Source organism: Pseudobutyrivibrio sp. UC1225 (assembly GCF_900115215.1).
Lineage (GTDB): Bacteria > Bacillota > Clostridia > Lachnospirales > Lachnospiraceae > Pseudobutyrivibrio.
Window position 1 is genome coordinate 315,928 of the sequence record NZ_FOVQ01000002.1, and the last position, 19,006, is coordinate 334,933.

Sequence of the window (19,006 nt, forward strand, 5' to 3'; positions counted from 1 at the left end):
AACATGAAGAAAAAGAATCAGTTATTGGCATTTGGAGTTATGGCAGCTTTATTGGCGGGGGTATTTACTGGATGCGGAAGCACAGCAAGTGAAAATATTAAAACAGAGGAAGAAAACATCACTGCATCCAATGGAGAATTAAAAGAGATAAATATTGGTTTTGTAGATACATCAGGAGCAAATATTCTTTTAGGAACAGAAGGTGTTGCAAGAGATCAGGGATACTTTGAGGAGGAGTTTGCAAAAATAGGTTTTAAAGCGAATCTGGTACCAATGGCGGGAGCAGGACCAGCTATTAATGAAGCATTGGCTGCTGGAAGTTTGGATATTGGAATCCTAGGAGATGTTCCGGCAGTAAATGGAAAGTCAAATGGAATTGAAACTACTGTAATTTCCTTCAGCGGTCTGAATAATACAGTAGTAGTACTTGGCAATCCAGATTCAAATATCAAAACAGTTGCAGATTTAAAAGGGAAAAAGGTAGCAACACAAAAGGGTGCTTTTATGCACAGAATATTAACATACATCCTTGAATCAGAAGGTTTAACAATTGATGATATCGAGTTTGTAAATCTTCCAGCGCAAGATGCACTGGCAGCTCTTGAAACGGGAAGTGTCGATGCTACAGTTACGCAGCCAAGTGATGTTACTTACAGATTAGTTCAGGAAAATGGATATGATGAGGTTATCTTTAGTAGAGACCATGAAGGCTGGTCATCAGGGGGAATGTCAGAAATCAGAAATGATTTTCTTGAACAGTATCCTGAAACAGCAGTGGCGTTCCTAACAGCCTTTGTGAGAGCTAATGAATATATCGAAAATAATCCAGATGCTTTAAAGGAACAATGGGTTGCTGCAGGTTATAAGGCTGAAAGCTATGATTACTCTTATCCTAATCATGATAATTACGCAACAATTGAGGCTACAGAAGATGTTGTGGAAAATGCGAAAAACACACTGAAATTCTTACAGGAAAACGACCTTACAGATGGAGATTTCGATGTAGATGAATGGTATGACCTTTCATATTATGAGAGAGCAAAAGCGGAATATAAAGGAGAATAAAAATGAGTGATATCAAGACAGAATTATTAAATGAATTAAAGTTTAAAGCTAAGGTTAACGTAGATGGAATAAAAGTGGATCCAAAGATTTTCAAGAATTTGGATTTAGGTGGAGAATATCAGGAACAGATTCATGCATTGTTTGAAATGGATCATGTAATTCATCCAGAGGTATTGTTCCCTTGCAATTTCACATCGCCAAGTGGAATCAGATATTCATTCTCCTGGGATCCAAGATCAAGTGTAGAGATTAAGTATATCGATGGAGAATTTTACTTGTACGACAATGGTCAGGAAAAATTCCGTATCGAATTTGATAAGAGACCAGCCTATTACAATAAAAAGACTTCTGACGGCACTTATATGTCACATGTAGGAACATTCTCAAATGGAGTGGTAGGTATTGCATACAGTAATGAATGCTCACTAAAGGAAAAAGGTTTGGATTGCTTATTCTGCAATGCTAATGCCACAAAGGATACATATGCTGAAAAGGAAAATATTCAGTGGAAGAATCCTCGTCAGATAGGTGAGACAGTTGCGGAAGCTTTCCGTACCAGTGGGGCAAGACACGTAAATCTTACAGGTGGATTCGTACCTGAAAGACGCGAGGTAGATTACTATATCGATGTTGCTGAGGCCATTCAGGATGAGACTGGTTTAGAAGATTTCAATGGTACTGCAGTAATTGGTGCACCTGCTGATTTGGATGTTATCGAAAAATATAAGGAGGCAGGATTTAGAACAATTGCTATTCAGCTTGAAGTATGGGATGAAAACTTCTTTAAGGTTATATGCCCAGGAAAAGATAAGGAGTGCGGTGGACGTCAGCATTGGCTTGATTCTCTTGAAAAGGCTGTCAGTGTATTTGGTCCAGGAAGAGTTCGTACTGGTTTCGTAGCAGGTATTGAACCAAAAGAGAGAACTCTTGAAGGTGTTGAGTATCTAACAAAGAAAGGTATTATCTGCCTTACAAATGCATGGTGCCCAAATCCAGGCTCAAAACTTGAAGGACATAGAACACCTACTCCAGAGTGGCATTTTGACTTAGCACAGAAGACATATCTACTCCATAAGCAGGCTGGTATCACATACGAGCAGTACCTCGATGTGGCACCATCACCGGATTTCCTTGTACTTGATTTCTATAGAATTGAAGAGGGCAGATTACCAATTCTATCAAGTGATGAAGTGGAGCATGAGGAGGCTCTTGCCAGTTAGTGGAATCTGGAGGAAGTAATATGGTTAGAACAAAAGATTTTCTAGTAAGTATTATATTTCCTTTGACTATTGTGGTGGCATGGTTTTATGCCACCACTGTGAAAGGAATTTCAGGAGCAATACTTCCTGAGATATCTGAGGTAATAGCTACTTTTAAAAGCTTGGCGGAAAAGGGAAGTATTCAACAGGATGTTATTGCAAGTTTGATTAGAGTTTTAAAAGGATATTTTCTTGCTGTAAGTATCGGAGTTATTGTTGGGGCTTTATCAGGAATGAACAAATTCGTAAAGACGTTAATTATTCCTGTAGCAACTGCAATTAGACAGGTGCCAATCATAGCTTGGATTCCACTTATTATTTTATGGTGTGGTATTGGAGAAGAATCAAAAGTGGTGGTAATAGTAGTTGCTGCTACATTTCCAATAATGGTAAATACCATGAGTGGTGTTGCTTCTACACCTGACTCTTTGCTAGAGGTAGCTCATTTATACAAGCTCAGCAAATGGGAAGCATTTTTAAAGGTATATATGCCAAACGCACTTCCAAATATTCTAGTAGGATTAAAGCTTGGAATGGGTGCTTCATGGATGGCAGTTGTGGCAGCTGAAATGTTAGGAGCTACTTCAGGAATTGGCTATAGATTAAATGATGCGAGAAGCATGTTAAAGTCAGATCAGGTTATTCTTTGTATCATCATAATTGGAGCAATAGGCATACTTAGTGATTTGATTTTATCTTATATATTTAAAAAGATTACACCTTGGGAGAATAAACGATGAAGAAGGTTGCAATAGTAAGTGCAATGGATGAGGAAACAGAGTATATACATCAATATATTACAGATAGACCAGGTTGGAATAAAACTGAGGAAAATACTTATACAAATGACGAAAAGCAGTTGCAGTTATTTGTAAAGGTACTTGGAGTAGGAAAGGTTAACGCAGCATTTCAAACAGCTGATGTTGTTAATCAGTATCATCCGGATTTGCTTGTAAACATTGGAGTGTCAGGTGGATTGGCCCAAAATGTAAAAAGAGGAACAGTCGCTATAGGTAAGAGCTATGTTCAAACAGATTTTAAACCATTTATCAAGGATAATTTACCGGTTATTAAAGATACTTCTGAATGGATTGTAAGTGGTCTTGAAAAGGCAGCACAGGAAAAGAACTATGATTATCTGACGGGGAAGCTGGCTACTGGTGATTTCTTTTTGCATGATGAAAATGAGCGTGCGAGCATAATAAAAGATTTTAATCCAATTTCATTTGATATGGAAACAGCTGCAATTGCCCAAGTGGCTACAGCAAAGGATACGGAGTTTGCGGCTATTAGAATATTCTCTGATCTTGCAAATGAAGATGCGACAATCATAGCTAAGCATGAGATTGATACTGAAGAAGAAAAAGAAATACGACATAAGTTAAACACAAAGCCTACAGAATTATTGGTTTCATTTCTGGAGGCAATATAGAAGTAAGTGTGACAACTAAGTGATTTGGAGAAAAATTATGGCAGAACTGGATAACACAATTATTAAGGTAGAACATTTAAACAAAGAATTCTTCATAGATAAAAAGCCGATGAAGGTTCTCAACGATATTAATCTAAACATACAAAAAGGAGAATTTATTACAATAGTAGGTCATTCAGGTTGTGGTAAAAGCACTTTGCTGAAGATGATGTGTGGTCTGGTTTCCTATGAGGATGGTACGGTAGAGAGAAATGGACATGCTGTTGTGGGACCAGGTCCAAACTGCGGAATGGTTTTTCAGGATCACAGGTTGTTGCCTTGGCTTAAGATTAAAAGTAATGTAGGTTTTGGATTGAAAAATCTCAGCAAGGAAGAGAAGAATGAGAAGGTTCAAAAATATATAGATTTAGTAGGTCTTCACGGGTTTGAAAACAGTTATCCAAGCCAATTATCAGGAGGTATGAGCCAGAGAGCAGCCATAGCCAGAGGACTTGTAAACAATCCCACCATTTTGCTTTTAGATGAACCATTTGGGGCGCTTGACGCGCTTACACGTATTCAGATGCAAAAGGAGATTCTTAGAATTCAAAAGGAAGAAGGCACTACAATGGTTATGGTAACCCATGACATAGAAGAAGCTATTGTTTTGGGGAACAGAATTGTTGTTATGAGTGCCCGTCCAGGTGAGGTAAAGGATGTAATCAAGGTGGATTTGGCAGCCAGAAAGAGAAATAGTCCAGATTTCAACCTGGTTAAAAAGAAGATTTATGATTATCTATTTGAGGATTCGGATGAAGAAACTTTGGATGTTGAATATGTAATTTGATTATGAAAAAGTAGAAAAGTATATACAGAGCAAATAGAGAGAGCCAGCTATAAAACTATTTTATAGCTGGCTCTCATTTTCTTTAGGAGCTAGAAGTATTGATTTTACAAGGGTTTATAGCATATAATCCTACCAACCTAGTAGTTGAGTAGTTAATAATAATTTAGACGGAGGTAATGACTATGAAAAAGAAACTTTTATCGTTGATTGTAATTGCAACACTTGGAGCTTCGGTTGTAGGTTGTGGAAGCACAAGTAGTGCTTCAGGCATAGATAGTGAAGAAGTTCCAAAGAGTGCTGGGGAGACAATCGAGCTTACAAACGTTTCTTATGATCCAACAAGAGAGCTTTACGCAGCTTACAACGAGCTTTTTGCAAAGCACTATGAAGAAGAGTTTGGTCAGAAGGTTGAAATCACACAGTCACACGGTGGTTCTGGTAAGCAGGCACTTGAGGTTGCCAACGGACTTGAGGCAGATGTGGTAACACTTGCACTTGAGGGTGATGTGCAGGTTGTTGCAGATGCAGGTCTTATTGATGATGGATTTACATCAGAGTACGAATTAGATAGCTCACCATACACATCAACAATCGTATTTTTAGTTCGTTCAGGAAATCCAAAAAAGATTTATGACTGGAACGATTTAATCAGAGAAGATGTGGGAGTAATCACACCAAACCCTAAGACATCAGGTGGTGCTATGTGGAACTATCTTGCAGCTTGGTATTACTTCGAGCAGCAGGGACAGAATGATTCAGAAATTCTTGATTCAATCAAGCAGCTTTATGCAAACGTAGTTGTACTTGATTCTGGTGCAAGAGGAGCTACAACATCATTTGTTGAAAACAAGCAGGGTGATGTACTTATTGCTTGGGAGAATGAAGCATTCCTTTCACTTAAGGAATACCCAGGAGAGTATGAAATTGTAGTTCCTTCAGTATCAATTCTTTGCCAGCCAACAGTAGCTGTAGTAGATGAGGTTGCTAAAAAGCACGGTACAGCAGATGTAGCTAAGGAATACTTAGGATATTTGTATTCAGATGAAGCTCAGGAAATAGAGGCACAGAACTTCTATAGACCTAGCACAAAGTCAATCTATGACAAGTATGTATTTACAGCTGATTCAAACACAATCACAGAGATTCCAGCTGATGGAAAGTGGATTAACGATAATATCAATTTAACAGATATCAATCATTTCGGTGGCTGGGCACAGGCCAGAGCAGATCACTTCGCTGATGGTGCAAACTTTGACAGTATTTACGAGCAATAAGATTATTTCTTGGAATGGGGCAACCCATTCCAAGGTTTTTCAGAGAGGATTATGACTATGAATAAAAGAAGAAGTATAATACCAGGCTTTGGAATTTCAATGGGAATAACAATTACGATACTAAGTATCATTGTGTTGATTCCCCTTTGTTCTCTTGTAGTCTTTTCTGCAAAATTAAGTTTTTCAGAATTCGTATATACGGTGACTAGACCAAGAATTCTTTCAGGATATTTTGTATCTATCTCCACAGCCTTTGTTGCTTCACTTATCAATGTGGTAATGGGTCTTATCCTGGCTTGGATATTAGTAAGATATGACTTCAAAGGAAAGAGATTTATAGATGGAATCATAGAGCTTCCATTTGCTCTGCCAACAGCAGTTGCAGGTATTTCACTTACACATCTGACCACTACAAACGGATGGGTGGGACAGATTTTCTACAATCTTTTTGGAATCAGAATCGCTTACACAAGAATTGGTATTACAGTAGCCCTTGTCTTTATTGGCATCCCATTCGTAGTACGAAGCGTGCAGCCAGTTTTGGAAAAAATAGATATTCAGTACGAGGAGGCTGCTTTTATTTTAGGCGCTGATGCCAAGACTACATTTAGAAAAGTAATCTTTCCGGAAATATTACCGGCGATTATTTCAGGTTTTACTTTAGCATTTGCCAGATCAATCGGTGAGTATGGAAGCGTAGTTTTCATCGCCGGAAATACTCCATATGAAACAGAGATTGCACCACTACTTATCATGTCAGAGCTTCAGGAATACGATTACTCAGCGGCAACCTCCATCGCTCTTGTAATGCTTGGTATAGCCATTGTGATTTTGTCAGTAAATGCACTGGCACAAAGCATTGTTTCAAAGAGAGTTAATGGAAAGGCATAGGAGAAGAGATTATGAATCTAAGAAGAGAGAATAAGGTTTTAAAATATGTTCTAATCACAATCAGTTTTATTTTCCTGGGAGTGTTTCTTATACTTCCTCTCATTTATATCGTAATTACGGCATTAAAAGATGGTATTTCCGGATATATAAATGCAGTTACAGATGAATATGCTATCAAGGCAGCTCTTTTGACAATTGAGGCAACCGTATTTGCGGTTATTGTAAATACGATATTTGGAATTGCTGCAGCATGGCTAATTACAAAGTATGCATTTAAGGGCAAGAAGCTATTATCTACTTTTATAGATTTGCCAGTTACAGTTTCACCAATTATAGCAGGTCTTATATATGTACTTACCTTTGGACGACAGAGCAGTCTATATCCAATTTTAGATTCCTATGGAATTCAAATTATATTTGCTGTTCCGGGAATCGTTTTAGCTACAATCTTTGTCACATTTCCATTTATTTCAAGAGAGCTTATACCAGTGCTTACAGCTCAGGGAACGGATGAAGAAGAGGCAGCAGCCATCATGGGAGCAGGTACAGCCACTATTTTTAGAAAGGTAACCTTTCCACATATCAAATGGGCTTTGCTTTATGGAATAGTGCTTTGTACAGCAAGAGCCATGGGAGAATTTGGCGCAGTATCAGTTTTATCAGGACATCTTAGAGGCAAGACAAACACATTGCCACTTTATATAGAGCTTTTGTATCAGGGCTATGATTTCACTGGGGCATTTGCAGCATCTTCTATTTTGGTAGTGCTGGCAATTGTTGTTTTGATACTGAGACTGGTAATTGAAAAACGCGGACAAAAGGAACTTGATTTAAATAAGTAAAAGGGGTGAATAATATGGCTTACGTTGAGCTTCATGATATTAATAAGCATTTCAAAAAATTCCACGCATCAAAGGACATCAATATTTCTATTGAGAAGGGCAAACTGGTGGCTCTTCTTGGACCATCGGGAAGTGGAAAGACCACTATTCTTCGAATGATTGCAGGCTTAGAGCAGCCTGATTCCGGAGAGATTATTATCGATGGAAAGGTGGTTAACAATATCCCGGGAAGTGAGCGAGGAATAGGATTCGTATTTCAGAATTATGCATTATTTAGATACATGACTGTGTACGACAATATTGCATTTGGTCTTCGTGTGAAGAAGGTGCCAGAGGACAAGATTAAGGCACGTGTTACAGAGCTGCTTTCACTTATCAACTGCGAGGGACTAGAGAAGAGATATCCGAGCCAGTTGTCAGGAGGACAAAGGCAAAGAGTAGCCTTTGCAAGAGCTCTTGCTCCAAATCCACAGATTCTTCTTTTGGATGAGCCTTTTGCGGCTATCGATGCAAAGGTGCGCTTAGAGCTTAGAACCTGGCTTAGACAGATGATTACAAAGCTAAATATCACAAGTATCTTTGTAACTCACGATCAGGATGAGGCCATCGAGGTGGCAGACGAAATCATTGTCACTAATCAGGGAAAGGTGGAGCAGTCCGGCACTCCTCAGGAGCTTTATAAGAACCCGGCCACACCATTTGTGGCACAGTTTATTGGAAATTCTGTAGCTGTAGAAAACTATCAGGAGTTTAGATATTTCAACAGAAAGGGAGAGGGTACAAAGGCATATATTCGTCCTGAGTTTGTAAGCGTATTTAAGAAGGGCGAAAGCGTTCAGTTTGCAAATTCTGCTGAGGAAGCTGTTGTTGAAGACATTATCTTTAGAGGCAGCAGTCTTGAAATAAAGGCGAGACTTCACGGAAATCTTATCTCTGCAAGCAGAAGTATAAACGAGCCTGAAATCAAGGTTGGAGAGACTGTTGATTTGTTTATTTACCGACTTTATATCGTGTCAGAGGATGAAGTATTCCTGGCAACTAACAGCTCACTTGCAGAAGAAGATGTTGTAATTTAAGGATGTTTGAATGAAAAAATTGATACAGGTAGAAAAATTAAATACAGATATTTTGATAATTGGCGGCGGTACAGCAGGCTGTTACGCTGCATATACATTTGGTCAAAGCGGAAAGCACAAGGTCCTTGTGGCTGAAAAGGCAAACATTAAAAGAAGCGGATGCCTTGCTGCCGGTGTAAACGCCATAAATGCATATATTACAGAGGGCAGAGTTCCTCAGGATTATGTGGATTATTGCAAGAAGGATGCAAAGGGAATCGTAAGAGAGGATTTGCTTTTATCCATATCTGAAAATCTAAATGAGGTAACACATAAGCTTGAAGAAAACGGGCTGGTTATCTTAAAGGATGAAAATGGTAAATATGTTACCAGAGGAAACAGAAATATAAAGATAAATGGAGAAAACATAAAGCCTATTTTAGCGAAGATGGCAGAGGCTCAGGACAATGTTTCAATCATTAATCATATTAATATTACAGATCTTATGGTGAAGGAAAACAAAGTTTTCGGAGCTGTAGGATTTGATGTAAATAGTCAAAAGGCCTACGTGATAATAGCAAAGGCGGTGCTTATTGCAACAGGCGGAGCAGCAGGTCTATATCGACCAAATAACCCGGGTTTTTCCAGACATAAAATGTGGTATCCACCTTTTAATACCGGAGCAGGCTATGCTATGGGAATCAACGCGGGAGCAGAGATGACCACTTTTGAAATGCGATTTATCGCCCTTAGATGTAAGGATACAATTGCTCCTACAGGAACCATAGCTCAGGGTGTGAGAGCAAAGCAGATGAATGGCAAAGGGGAAATTTATGAGACAAAGTACGGCGTTGCCACCTGCGAAAGAGTTTATGGCACTACTGAGGAAAACAGACTAGGAAATGGGCCTTGTTATCTAAAGACAGATGAGATTTCAAAGGAGCAGGAGGACGAGCTTTACAAAGCCTATCTGAACATGGCACCATCCCAGACACTAAAGTGGCTAGAGGGCGGTCAGGGACCAGCTAAACAGAATGTGGAGATAGAAGGCACAGAGCCATATATAGTAGGCGGTCACACAGCTAGTGGATTCTGGGTGGACAACAACAGAGCCACTACAGTAAAAGGCTTGTATGCTGCCGGAGATGTGGCAGGAGGTGCCCCACAGAAATACGTAACGGGAGCTCTAGTAGAGGGAAAGCTTGCCGCACTTGGAATTGAAGAATTTTTGGCAGAAGGTCAGGAGGCATATTCTGATGATAGCTGGGAAATCATAGTTTCTCAGTATGAAAAATTCTTAAATAATGAGGAAGGAAATATCACCATAGAGCAGCTTGAAGAGAGCATGCAAAAAATAATGGATGAGTATGCCGGTGGAATCAGCAAGGCTTATCAGTTTAATGAGACAGGACTAAAGCTTGCAAAAGAAAAAATCTCTGGCTTGTTTGACGTTCTTGAGACCTTGAAGGCTTCCGACACAGATGAGCTATTACAAATCTACGAAATCAAAGAAAGATTAACAGTGTGCCTTTCTCTTATAGAGCATTTAAAGGCCAGAAAAGAAACACGTTGGCACAGCTTTGCAGAAAACAAAAATTATCCGGACGAGGATAAGGATTTTGAGGTCTATATTAATTCAATCAAAGAGGACAACCAGATAAAAATAATAAAAAGACCACTTGTTGTGAATGATTACAAACCAGTGATTTTTGCCTTTGATGGCAATAAACTGGTAGATGCAGGAGGTGAGGTTTAATGAGTATTAGAATTAACGCCTTGTCCTGCATAGGTTGTAAAAGATGCGCAGAGGTATGTCCAGGAAATCTTATAAAGATAGTAAATACGAAAGCTGTAATCAAAAGAGAAAAGGACTGCTGGGGATGTACTTCCTGTCTAAAGGAATGCAAGACTGGTGCTATCGAGTTTTTCCTAGGAGCTGATATAGGAGGAAAGGGTTCCATTCTTTCTGTTGAAGAAAAAGGAGATTTGAGAACCTGGACTGTTAAACGATTAGATGGCAGCAGTGAAACAATTACCGTAAATACGAAGGAATCTAACAAATACTAGAGAGGAATGTTATGAGCAAATTGACACATCTTGATGAGCTGGAGGCTGAGGCAATATACATAATCCGTGAGGTTGCCGCAGAGTGCGAAAAGCCGGTAATGCTTTATTCTATTGGAAAGGATAGCTCGGTAATGCTTCACCTTGCATTAAAGGCATTTTACCCTGAAAAGCCACCATTTCCATTTTTACATGTAAATACCACATGGAAGTTTAGAGAAATGATTGAGTTTCGTGACGCAGTTGCAGAAAAGTATGGTCTTACCATGCTTGAATACATTAATGAAGAAGGTGTTGCTCAGGGAATCAATCCATTTGATCACGGCAGTGCCTATACAGATATTATGAAGACTCAGGCACTAAAGCAGGCACTTGATAAGTACGGTTTTACAGCTGCCTTTGGTGGAGGCCGACGAGATGAGGAAAAATCCAGAGCAAAAGAGAGAATCTTTTCATTTAGAAATTCTGCCCATGCCTGGGATCCAAAGAATCAGCGCCCAGAGATGTGGAAGCTCTTTAACACAAAGCTTTTCAAGGGTGAGGAGGTGCGTGTATTTCCTCTTTCAAACTGGACTGAAAAGGATATCTGGCAGTACATCAAAAGAGAAAATATCGAAATTCCATCTCTTTATTTTGCAAAGGAAAGACCTGTTGTTTACAGGGATGGAAATATCATCATGGTGGATGATGAAAGAATGGAAAAGAGACTTCTTCCGGGAGAAGAGGTTGTAAATAAAAAGGTGCGTTTTAGAACTCTGGGCTGCTATCCACTTACAGGTGGCGTTGAGTCGGATGCTGACACTTTGGATGAAATCATAGAGGAGACACTAAGTGCCGTTTCCAGCGAGCGAACAACACGAGTTATCGATAATGAGGCAGCAGGCTCGATGGAACGTAGAAAAAGGGAGGGATATTTCTAATGCAGTTACTTAAATTTATTACATGCGGAAGTGTGGACGACGGAAAATCTACTCTCATTGGACACATCCTTTATGATTCAAAGCTTCTTTATGCAGATCAGGAAAAGGCACTGGAGCTTGATTCAAAGGTAGGTAGTAGAGGCGGTGCTATTGATTATTCCTTACTTTTAGATGGACTTATGGCAGAACGAGAGCAGGGAATCACCATCGACGTGGCTTACAGATATTTTACTACTGACAATCGTAGTTTTATCGTTGCAGATACACCAGGCCACGAAGAATACACTAGAAACATGGCTGTAGGAGCATCCTTTGCAGATCTTGCAGTTATTCTTATAGATGCAAAGCAGGGTGTACTGGTGCAGACAAGAAGACACGCAAGAATCTGCTCTCTTATGGGAATTAAGTATTTCGTATTTGCGATAAATAAAATGGATCTTGTGCGTTATAGCAGGGAACGTTTTGATGAAATTACTGAACAGATTGAAGAGCTGGTAAATGAATTAAAGCTTGAAAACCATGTAGTTATTCCTGTATCAGCCACAGAAGGCGATAATGTTACAAAGCGTTCAGAAAACATCACCTGGTATGAGGGTCCAGTTTTGCTTGAATACCTTGAGCAGGTGGACGTGGCATCTGAAAAGGAAGAGAAGGGATTTTACATGCCAGTACAGCGTGTTTGCCGTCCAAATCATACCTTCAGAGGATTTCAGGGGCAGATTGAAGCCGGTAGTGTTCATGTGGGAGATGAGCTTACCATTCTTCCAAGTGGAGAAAAGGCAAATGTAAAGAGTATCCATGTGCTTGATAAAGAAGTGGAAGAGGCATCTATTGGAAGACCTGTTACGATTCAGCTCAATCGAGAGGTGGATGTATCAAGAGGCTGTGTCCTTTCTTCCAATGTGGAAATCGGAGTCACTTCATCTATTGAGGCTACACTTCTTTGGATGGATGATGAGAAGCTTGAGACAGGAAAGAATTTCTTTGTAAAGCTTGGCACAAAGCTTATCCCAGGTGTTGTTACAAATATCAGAAATACAATTGATGTAAATACCGGTGAGAAGAAGGAAGCTACCTCATTAGATAAAAATGAGATTGCCGTATGTGAGTTGCAGCTTGCAGACAGCATCGTGGTAGACACCTTTGCAAAGCACAAAACACTTGGTGAGCTTATTCTTATTGATAGAATTACAAATATGACTTCTGCCTGTGGTGTAGTAAATCAGGTATATAAGGAAGAGGCGGGAATATCTGCCACAGTTATAGATAGAGAAGTGAGAAGCAATTGGAAGGGACAAAGAGCCATTACAGTAGAGCTTAGCGAAAGCAGACTAGTTAATCTTGAGTTTGTACAGAAGCTGGAAAAAGAGCTTAGCAACAGAGGACGACATACATATCTTTACGCACCGGAAAGCAACCATGGAATAAAGGGTGTTGTAAAGCATCTTAATGATGCAGGTATTGTGGTGCTGCTTTTTGCAAAAAAAGATTTGGATACCTCTGTATTTAAATCTACAAGAGGATACATAAGCGATTGGATCACAGATGAAATCACTTCAGTGACAGATGCAACAGATTATATTTACAAAGCATCAGCAATAAGTGGTGAAACAGCTACAGTTGGAGATTATATTTAAAATTAACATAATTTAGAATGCCTAATTTTTTAACAATTAGAGCCAGCTATCAATTGAGTTGATAGCTGGCTCTAATTATCTTTAGGAACTAGAAGTATTGATTTTACGGGCTCTAGAGCCTATAATCCTATCAACCTAGTGGATAGATAGGAAATAAAAGAAAGGGGATTGCCTATGAGTGGAACATTTGTAATTGAAGATGATGCGTATAACAAATTAGCAGAACATATCGAAAATACGTATCCAAATGAAGCCTGTGGGATTCTTATTGGAAACCTCCATGATAATCGTATATACGATATCAAAGAAGCAACCAACAGAGAAAATGACAAAAGGGAGTCCTTTTTCTCTATGAATCCGTTGGAAATTTACAGGGTTGAGAAGGAGCAAAAAGAGATTATTGGATTTTATCACTCACATCCTAACAAGACAGCAACTCTTTCAACTTCAGACAAAGAGTATATGGTGCCAGGAGTTTTAAATCTTATATTTGCTGTTACTAAAAACGGAGTTGTAGATATGAGAGCTTATAGAAGAGAAAAGCCAGAGACTACAGACGTAAAGGAAGAGAGAGTATTGGTTCATATATAAAGACTTGGAGGGAAGAATAATGCTAGTTTACATTTCGGCTACACTTAGAAATTTTTTTGATAAAAACGTACAGCTTGATGTAGAAGCTGACAACATAAAGGATGCTTTACGGTTTCTTACCGACGAGTATCCAGATTCTAAAAAAGTATTGTTTGATGAAGAAGGAAAGCTCAGAAGCTTTGTTCAAATATATGTAGGTGATGAAAATTATAGCCATAGAGATAATTGGAACAAAGCTATTGATGCGTCAAAAGAGGTTCTTCTTCTTCCTGCAATTGCAGGTGGAGCACCAGAGGACAGCATAATCTCAGATGCAAGAAGAAAAGAGGTCGCTTTTGATGATTCGGAGGTGGAGCGCTTCAGCAAACATTTGATGCTTCGTGAGATTGGTGTTAAAGGTCAGAAGAGAATCAAGGCGGCAAGAGTGGTTGTGGCAGGCGCTGGTGCACTTGGCTCACCAGTAATCCAGTATCTTGCGGCAGCTGGTGTGGGCACTATAAAGGTGGTGGATTTTGACGAGGTATCCATGGAAAATCTTCAGAATCAGGTGCTTCATACAAATCGTGATTTAAAAAGACCAAAGGTGGCATCTGCCAGAGACAAGGTCAGAAATATAAATAGAAATATTAAGTTCGAGGATGAGAATGTTCAGCTTGATGCGGACAATATCGTCTCAGTGATAGATGGCTATGATTTGGTAATCGATTGTACTGATAATTACAAAGCCAGATATCTGATAAATGATGCCTGCGTGCTTACAGGTATACCTTTTGTGTTTGGCGCTATTTTCCAGTTTGAAGGTCAGGTGGGAGTCTTTAATTATAAAGGCGGTCCATGTCTAAGATGTCTGTATCCTGCTCCACCAGAGCCGGGACTTGTTCCTACCTGTTCTGAAGGAGGTTCTATAAGTCCGTTAGGTGGAATAATAGGAAGTATTCAGGCAAACGAAGCCTTAAAGCTGATAATTGGAATTGGAGAGCACTTGGATGGAAAGCTACTTGTTATAGATAGTCTGTATCTTCATTCAAGAATACTGCATGTAGATAAAAATCACGATTGCCCACTGTGTGGCTACTCACCAACAATCACTGACGTGGAGGACTTTGATTATGAAGAATTCTGCGGTTTAAAGGTTGATGAGGATGAGGAGCCAATCGAAAGCATTGAACCAGAGGAGCTTGCTAGAAGAATTGAGGAAGAGGAACCAATTACATTTGTTGATGTAAGAGAGCCTCATGAAAGAGCAGTGCTTAGATTTCCTAATGCAGTAGTAATTCCAATTGGACAGCTTGCAAGAAGGAAGAATGAACTAAATCCTGATGTTGACACCATATTTATTTGTAAACAAGGCAAGCGAAGTGAGCTTGCAATCAGAACCCTTAGGGAAGCTGGCTATGAAGGACCTATGTACAATCTTAAGGGAGGATTAGATGCAATGAAAGATATTATATTCTCTCATGAAGGTGCGTGGTTATAAGGATAGAAACCGCCAAATGGCGTTTCTATATAAACCCCATATTATTTTTTTTAAGGAGGATAAGAAAAATGGCAAAAGAAGCAGTAGAAAAGACTGAAGGCATCAATGCTCTTGGTGCCCAGGCTGCCTACAATCTTGCGAATGTCACAAAGACTAAGCCTCAGTTTGGTGCTATCACACCTAAGTGGCTTACAAAGTTTTTGGAATTCAAGGGATTGGAGACAGGTATCTACAGAGTTAACAAGGTAGTGGAAGGTGAGACCCCACTTGATGTTCTCTGCAGTCAGACAAAGAAATCTGACATTATCCCTGATGGTTATGTTGAGTATGAGACTTCACCAAGAGAGTACAGATTAAATTCAATCTCAACAATCATTAACGTAAACACTGTAATCGAAGATGTTTACAGCGCACCTTATGATCAGGTTCAGGAGCAGCTTTCACTTGCAATCGAGTCTTTAAGAGAGCGTCAGGAAAGCCAGTTAATCAACAACGATGATTATGGTCTTCTTAAGAATGTTCCAGATTCTCAGAGAATCCAGACAAGAAACGGTGCTCCAACACCAGATGATCTTGATGAGCTTATCACAAAGGTTTGGAAGGAGCCTTCATTCTTCCTTGCACATCCACGCGCAATTGCAGCTTTCGAGAGAGAGTGCACAAAGAGAGGAGTTCCACCTGTAACAGTAAACCTTGCTGGAGGAACATTCTTAGCATGGAGAGGTATTCCAATTATCCCAACCGACAAGCTTTTGGTTGATGGTCTTAAGAATCCAAAGTCTCAGAGCGGTAAGACAAACATCTTATTAATTCGTACAGGTGAGGCAAAGCGTGGTGTAGTTGGATTATTCCAGGCTGGTCTTAAGAATGAGCACTCAAGAGGCTTATCTGTTCGTTTTAGAGGAATCGATGATAAGGGTGTAGCATCATATCTCTTGTCTTTATACTGCTCAGCAGCAATTCTTGCAGATGACGCTATTGCAGTATTGGAAGATGTAGAGGTAGGTGAGTATTATGACTACGATTGAGAATCTTGCAGGGGTTCCAAGTGCAGCGGAACTGACAGCACTTGCTAATCAATTGTTTCCTGATTTGACAGGCAGCATAGCAGAGCCTGAGGCACCAGAGGTTCCAGAACAGACAATCTATGGCGGAAGTCAGGATATCATTTTGCCTTATGCAAATGTCCCTGAGATTCCAGCTATCCCAGAAGTGTCTGCTATTCCAGAAGTGCCTACAGCAACTCTAGCAACTTCCGGATATGCTCCACAGGTACTGTCTCAGACTCAGGCTGACGAGCAAAGCAGGGCTATTGATGTGCCTACATCACTTGGCGGTGATCAGGTGGAAAAGGAAAGTGAGGAATATATTTCTTATACTTCAAGAGATGAGTCCATAAGAATTGGCTCTAAGACTCTTGCCCAGATAAGAAGTGATTTCCCTATTCTTTCAGAGCAGATAAACGGTCATCAACTGGTATGGCTTGACAATGGTGCTACAACACAAAGACCAAAACAGGTAATCGACAGAATCTCATATTATTATCAGCATGAGAATTCAAATGTGCACAGAGGAGCACACACACTTGCAGCTCGCTCCACAGATGCATATGAGAATGCCAGAGATATTGTAAGAGATTTTATCGGTGCCGGTTCATCTGATGAAATCGTTTTTGTCAGAGGAACCACAGAGGCTATTAATCTTGTGGCGAACGCATATGTAAAGCCAACACTAGAGCCAGGAGATGAGATTATCGTTTCTATCCTTGAGCATCATGCAAATATTGTTCCATGGCAGCTTATTGCCCAAGAGACAGGTGCAGTACTTAAGGTCATTCCTGTTGATGAATCAGGTCAGCTAAAGCTTGATGAATATGAGAAGCTGTTTACAAAGAAGACCAAGTTTGTCTCAGTAGCTCATGTATCAAATGTACTTGGTACAGTTACACCAGTTGCAGAGCTTATTGCCATTGCTCACAGACACGGTGTAAGAATCCTTATAGATGGAGCTCAGTCTATAGCACATATTCCAGTCAGCGTCACAGCTCTTGATGCAGATTTCTTTGTGTTCTCAGGACACAAGGTATTTGCACCTACAGGAATTGGTGTTGTATACGGAAAGAAAGAACTTTTAGATGCAGCCAGACCATATCACGGCGGTGGCAATATGATTAAGGATGTTACCTTTGAGCGCACCATCTACAATCCAGCACCAAACAAGTTTGAGGCTGGAACAGGAAGTATTGCCGATGCTGTAGGACTTGGGGCGGCACTCACATATCTTTCTGAGATAGGAATGCCATGTGTCTACAGATGGGAGCACGAGCTTCTTCAGTATGCTATGAAGGAAATGAAAAATGTAAAGGGACTTCACTTTATTGGAACAGCCCTTAACAAAGCATCAGTTCTTTCATTTAAATTAGATGGCTACTCAGACGAAGAGGTAGGAAACAGACTTAACAGCTATGGTATTGCAGTAAGAACAGGACATCACTGTGCACAGCCAGTGCTTAGACATTTTGGATATGAGAGTTCAGTTCGTCCTACATTAGCACTTTATAATTCACCAGATGATATTGATGCTCTTGTAAGAGTATTAAAAACATTTGCTTAAAATGTAGAAAGGGGACATAGTGAGCACACTAGTTAAAGAACAACAGGAAATAGATGTGATTGTAAAAGATATCCTTGCGGATTTTGACGGTCGAAAAAATATTGATGCTGTTGATATCTTTAATAAGCCGGATAAAAGGGAAGTGCAGGAATTGGTGAAAAACCTTTTCAAAATAGTTTATCCTGGCTATTTCAGAGATAAGTCATTCAAAATATACAATCCTAGCAATAGCTATGCTGTCATTATCGAGGATACTTTTTATCATATGAACAAGCAGGTCTTTCTGGCACTGGATTTCTGTAAAAAACGAGGCACTATGACAGAAGATGACAGAAGAAAGGAAAGCTACAGAATCTGTAAAGCCTTTTTTGGTAGAATACCAAAGATTCGCGAATACATAGAAAGCGATTTGCTGGCTGCTTACGACGGCGACCCTGCTGCAGGTTGTTTTGAGGAAATTATTCTTGCTTATCCTGGTCTGATAGCTAGTACAGTTTATAGAATTGCCCACGAGCTTTATGTTGAGCAGGTGCCAGTATTGCCACGTATGATGACAGAGCTTGCTCATTCAAAAACTGGTATTGATATTCATCCTGGTGCCACTATTGATAAAAATTTCTTTATAGATCACGGAACAGGCATTGTTATTGGTGAGACGGCGATTATAGGAAAAAATGTAAAGATCTATCAGGGAGTTACCATAGGAGCTCTTTCTACCAGAGGTGGTCAAAAGCTTTCTGGAAAGAAGAGACATCCTACCATTTGTGACAATGTTACTATATATGCAGGAGCTTCCATATTAGGAGGTAATACTATAATAGGAGAGAATGCTGTAATAGGTGGTAACACATTTATTACCAGCTCAATCAATCCTAATACTATTGTGAGCATGAAAAATTTGGAGATGGAATATCGGACATCCGAAAATACGATAGCGACGGAAGAGTTGCATCAATCAGAGGAGTGGTATTACATCATATAATTAAGGAGCCAACTATAAGTCAATTTATAGTTGGCTCTGTTATAGAGATAATATATAATGATGGGCAATGAAAGGGCG

18 protein-coding genes are annotated in these 19,006 nt (G+C 39.7%); all 18 read left to right on the forward strand.

Annotated features, from left to right (window positions below; genetic code table 11):
• The first annotated feature begins 3 nt into the window (after positions 1–3).
• On the forward strand, positions 4–1,065 hold the full coding sequence (locus BMZ41_RS04300) for an ABC transporter substrate-binding protein (protein ID WP_090161101.1): 1,062 nt from the start codon (positions 4–6) through the stop codon (positions 1,063–1,065).
• A 2-nt stretch (positions 1,066–1,067) separates the two neighbouring features.
• The gene (locus BMZ41_RS04305) at positions 1,068–2,285 is read left to right on the forward strand and encodes a radical SAM protein (protein ID WP_090161103.1); all 1,218 of its coding nucleotides are present in this window, start codon (positions 1,068–1,070) and stop codon (positions 2,283–2,285) included.
• 20 nt (positions 2,286–2,305) lie between these two features.
• A complete protein-coding gene (locus BMZ41_RS04310) occupies positions 2,306–3,064 on the forward strand; it encodes an ABC transporter permease (RefSeq protein WP_090161105.1) in 759 nt (252 codons plus the stop codon).
• Entirely contained in the window at positions 3,061–3,756 is a 696-nt protein-coding gene (mtnN, locus tag BMZ41_RS04315) for a 5'-methylthioadenosine/S-adenosylhomocysteine nucleosidase (RefSeq protein ID WP_090168931.1), read from the forward strand. The genes BMZ41_RS04310 and mtnN overlap by 4 nt, the downstream gene beginning before the upstream one ends.
• Positions 3,757–3,793: 37 nt before the next feature.
• Complete coding sequence (locus tag BMZ41_RS04320) at positions 3,794–4,582, forward strand: ABC transporter ATP-binding protein (protein ID WP_090161109.1); 789 nt, start codon at positions 3,794–3,796, stop codon at positions 4,580–4,582.
• A gap of 182 nt (positions 4,583–4,764) precedes the next feature.
• On the forward strand, positions 4,765–5,856 hold the full coding sequence (locus tag BMZ41_RS04325; RefSeq protein WP_090527136.1) for a sulfate ABC transporter substrate-binding protein: 1,092 nt from the start codon (positions 4,765–4,767) through the stop codon (positions 5,854–5,856).
• Positions 5,857–5,913: 57 nt separating this feature from the next.
• Positions 5,914–6,747 carry a sulfate ABC transporter permease subunit CysT gene (gene cysT / locus BMZ41_RS04330; RefSeq protein WP_200798832.1) on the forward strand — a complete coding sequence of 278 codons (834 nt, stop codon included), beginning with the start codon at positions 5,914–5,916 and terminating at the stop codon, positions 6,745–6,747.
• Positions 6,748–6,758: 11 nt separating this feature from the next.
• Positions 6,759–7,589, forward strand: coding sequence for a sulfate ABC transporter permease subunit CysW (gene cysW, locus BMZ41_RS04335; protein WP_090527138.1), 831 nt, complete (start codon positions 6,759–6,761; stop codon positions 7,587–7,589).
• 14 nt (positions 7,590–7,603) lie between these two features.
• Positions 7,604–8,665: a sulfate/molybdate ABC transporter ATP-binding protein gene (locus BMZ41_RS04340; protein ID WP_090527140.1), complete on the forward strand. Its 1,062-nt coding sequence runs from the start codon at positions 7,604–7,606 to the stop codon at positions 8,663–8,665.
• 10 nt (positions 8,666–8,675) lie between these two features.
• The gene (locus BMZ41_RS04345) at positions 8,676–10,400 is read left to right on the forward strand and encodes an adenylyl-sulfate reductase subunit alpha (RefSeq protein WP_090527142.1); all 1,725 of its coding nucleotides are present in this window, start codon (positions 8,676–8,678) and stop codon (positions 10,398–10,400) included.
• Positions 10,400–10,711: a 4Fe-4S dicluster domain-containing protein gene (locus tag BMZ41_RS04350; RefSeq protein WP_090527144.1), complete on the forward strand. Its 312-nt coding sequence runs from the start codon at positions 10,400–10,402 to the stop codon at positions 10,709–10,711. The genes BMZ41_RS04345 and BMZ41_RS04350 overlap by 1 nt, the downstream gene beginning before the upstream one ends.
• An 11-nt stretch (positions 10,712–10,722) precedes the next feature.
• Entirely contained in the window at positions 10,723–11,628 is a 906-nt protein-coding gene (gene cysD / locus BMZ41_RS04355; protein ID WP_028246447.1) for a sulfate adenylyltransferase subunit CysD, read from the forward strand.
• Complete coding sequence (locus BMZ41_RS04360) at positions 11,628–13,265, forward strand: sulfate adenylyltransferase subunit 1 (RefSeq protein ID WP_090527146.1); 1,638 nt, start codon at positions 11,628–11,630, stop codon at positions 13,263–13,265. Before cysD ends, BMZ41_RS04360 begins: the two co-directional genes overlap by 1 nt.
• Positions 13,266–13,439: 174 nt before the next feature.
• On the forward strand, positions 13,440–13,856 hold the full coding sequence (locus tag BMZ41_RS04365; protein WP_051194727.1) for a M67 family metallopeptidase: 417 nt from the start codon (positions 13,440–13,442) through the stop codon (positions 13,854–13,856).
• Between the two features lie 19 nt (positions 13,857–13,875).
• The gene (gene moeB / locus BMZ41_RS04370) at positions 13,876–15,333 is read left to right on the forward strand and encodes a molybdopterin-synthase adenylyltransferase MoeB (protein ID WP_090527148.1); all 1,458 of its coding nucleotides are present in this window, start codon (positions 13,876–13,878) and stop codon (positions 15,331–15,333) included.
• A 68-nt stretch (positions 15,334–15,401) separates the two neighbouring features.
• Complete coding sequence (locus tag BMZ41_RS04375) at positions 15,402–16,361, forward strand: family 2A encapsulin nanocompartment shell protein (protein WP_028246449.1); 960 nt, start codon at positions 15,402–15,404, stop codon at positions 16,359–16,361.
• On the forward strand, positions 16,348–17,946 hold the full coding sequence (locus BMZ41_RS04380) for a cysteine desulfurase (RefSeq protein WP_090161117.1): 1,599 nt from the start codon (positions 16,348–16,350) through the stop codon (positions 17,944–17,946). The genes BMZ41_RS04375 and BMZ41_RS04380 overlap by 14 nt, the downstream gene beginning before the upstream one ends.
• A 19-nt stretch (positions 17,947–17,965) precedes the next feature.
• Positions 17,966–18,928: a serine O-acetyltransferase EpsC gene (gene epsC, locus BMZ41_RS04385; RefSeq protein ID WP_072911260.1), complete on the forward strand. Its 963-nt coding sequence runs from the start codon at positions 17,966–17,968 to the stop codon at positions 18,926–18,928.
• The last annotated feature ends 78 nt before the right edge of the window (positions 18,929–19,006 follow it).

Excerpts from the sequence above, each read along its gene's own strand:
- cysD (WP_028246447.1), top strand. The coding sequence starts at position 10,723 with ATGAGCAAATTGACACATCTTGATGAGCTGGAGGCTGAGGCAATATAC.
- BMZ41_RS04380 (WP_090161117.1), top strand. The coding sequence starts at position 16,348 with ATGACTACGATTGAGAATCTTGCAGGGGTTCCAAGTGCAGCGGAACTG.
- BMZ41_RS04310 (WP_090161105.1), top strand. The coding sequence starts at position 2,306 with ATGGTTAGAACAAAAGATTTTCTAGTAAGTATTATATTTCCTTTGACT.
- moeB (WP_090527148.1), top strand. The coding sequence starts at position 13,876 with ATGCTAGTTTACATTTCGGCTACACTTAGAAATTTTTTTGATAAAAAC.
- cysW (WP_090527138.1), top strand. The coding sequence starts at position 6,759 with ATGAATCTAAGAAGAGAGAATAAGGTTTTAAAATATGTTCTAATCACA.
- BMZ41_RS04305 (WP_090161103.1), top strand. The coding sequence starts at position 1,068 with ATGAGTGATATCAAGACAGAATTATTAAATGAATTAAAGTTTAAAGCT.
- BMZ41_RS04360 (WP_090527146.1), top strand. The coding sequence starts at position 11,628 with ATGCAGTTACTTAAATTTATTACATGCGGAAGTGTGGACGACGGAAAA.
- BMZ41_RS04365 (WP_051194727.1), top strand. The coding sequence starts at position 13,440 with ATGAGTGGAACATTTGTAATTGAAGATGATGCGTATAACAAATTAGCA.
- mtnN (WP_090168931.1), top strand. The coding sequence starts at position 3,061 with ATGAAGAAGGTTGCAATAGTAAGTGCAATGGATGAGGAAACAGAGTAT.
- BMZ41_RS04375 (WP_028246449.1), top strand. The coding sequence starts at position 15,402 with ATGGCAAAAGAAGCAGTAGAAAAGACTGAAGGCATCAATGCTCTTGGT.
- cysT (WP_200798832.1), top strand. The coding sequence starts at position 5,914 with ATGAATAAAAGAAGAAGTATAATACCAGGCTTTGGAATTTCAATGGGA.
- BMZ41_RS04325 (WP_090527136.1), top strand. The coding sequence starts at position 4,765 with ATGAAAAAGAAACTTTTATCGTTGATTGTAATTGCAACACTTGGAGCT.
- BMZ41_RS04350 (WP_090527144.1), top strand. The coding sequence starts at position 10,400 with ATGAGTATTAGAATTAACGCCTTGTCCTGCATAGGTTGTAAAAGATGC.
- BMZ41_RS04320 (WP_090161109.1), top strand. The coding sequence starts at position 3,794 with ATGGCAGAACTGGATAACACAATTATTAAGGTAGAACATTTAAACAAA.
- BMZ41_RS04300 (WP_090161101.1), top strand. The coding sequence starts at position 4 with ATGAAGAAAAAGAATCAGTTATTGGCATTTGGAGTTATGGCAGCTTTA.
- BMZ41_RS04340 (WP_090527140.1), top strand. The coding sequence starts at position 7,604 with ATGGCTTACGTTGAGCTTCATGATATTAATAAGCATTTCAAAAAATTC.
- BMZ41_RS04345 (WP_090527142.1), top strand. The coding sequence starts at position 8,676 with ATGAAAAAATTGATACAGGTAGAAAAATTAAATACAGATATTTTGATA.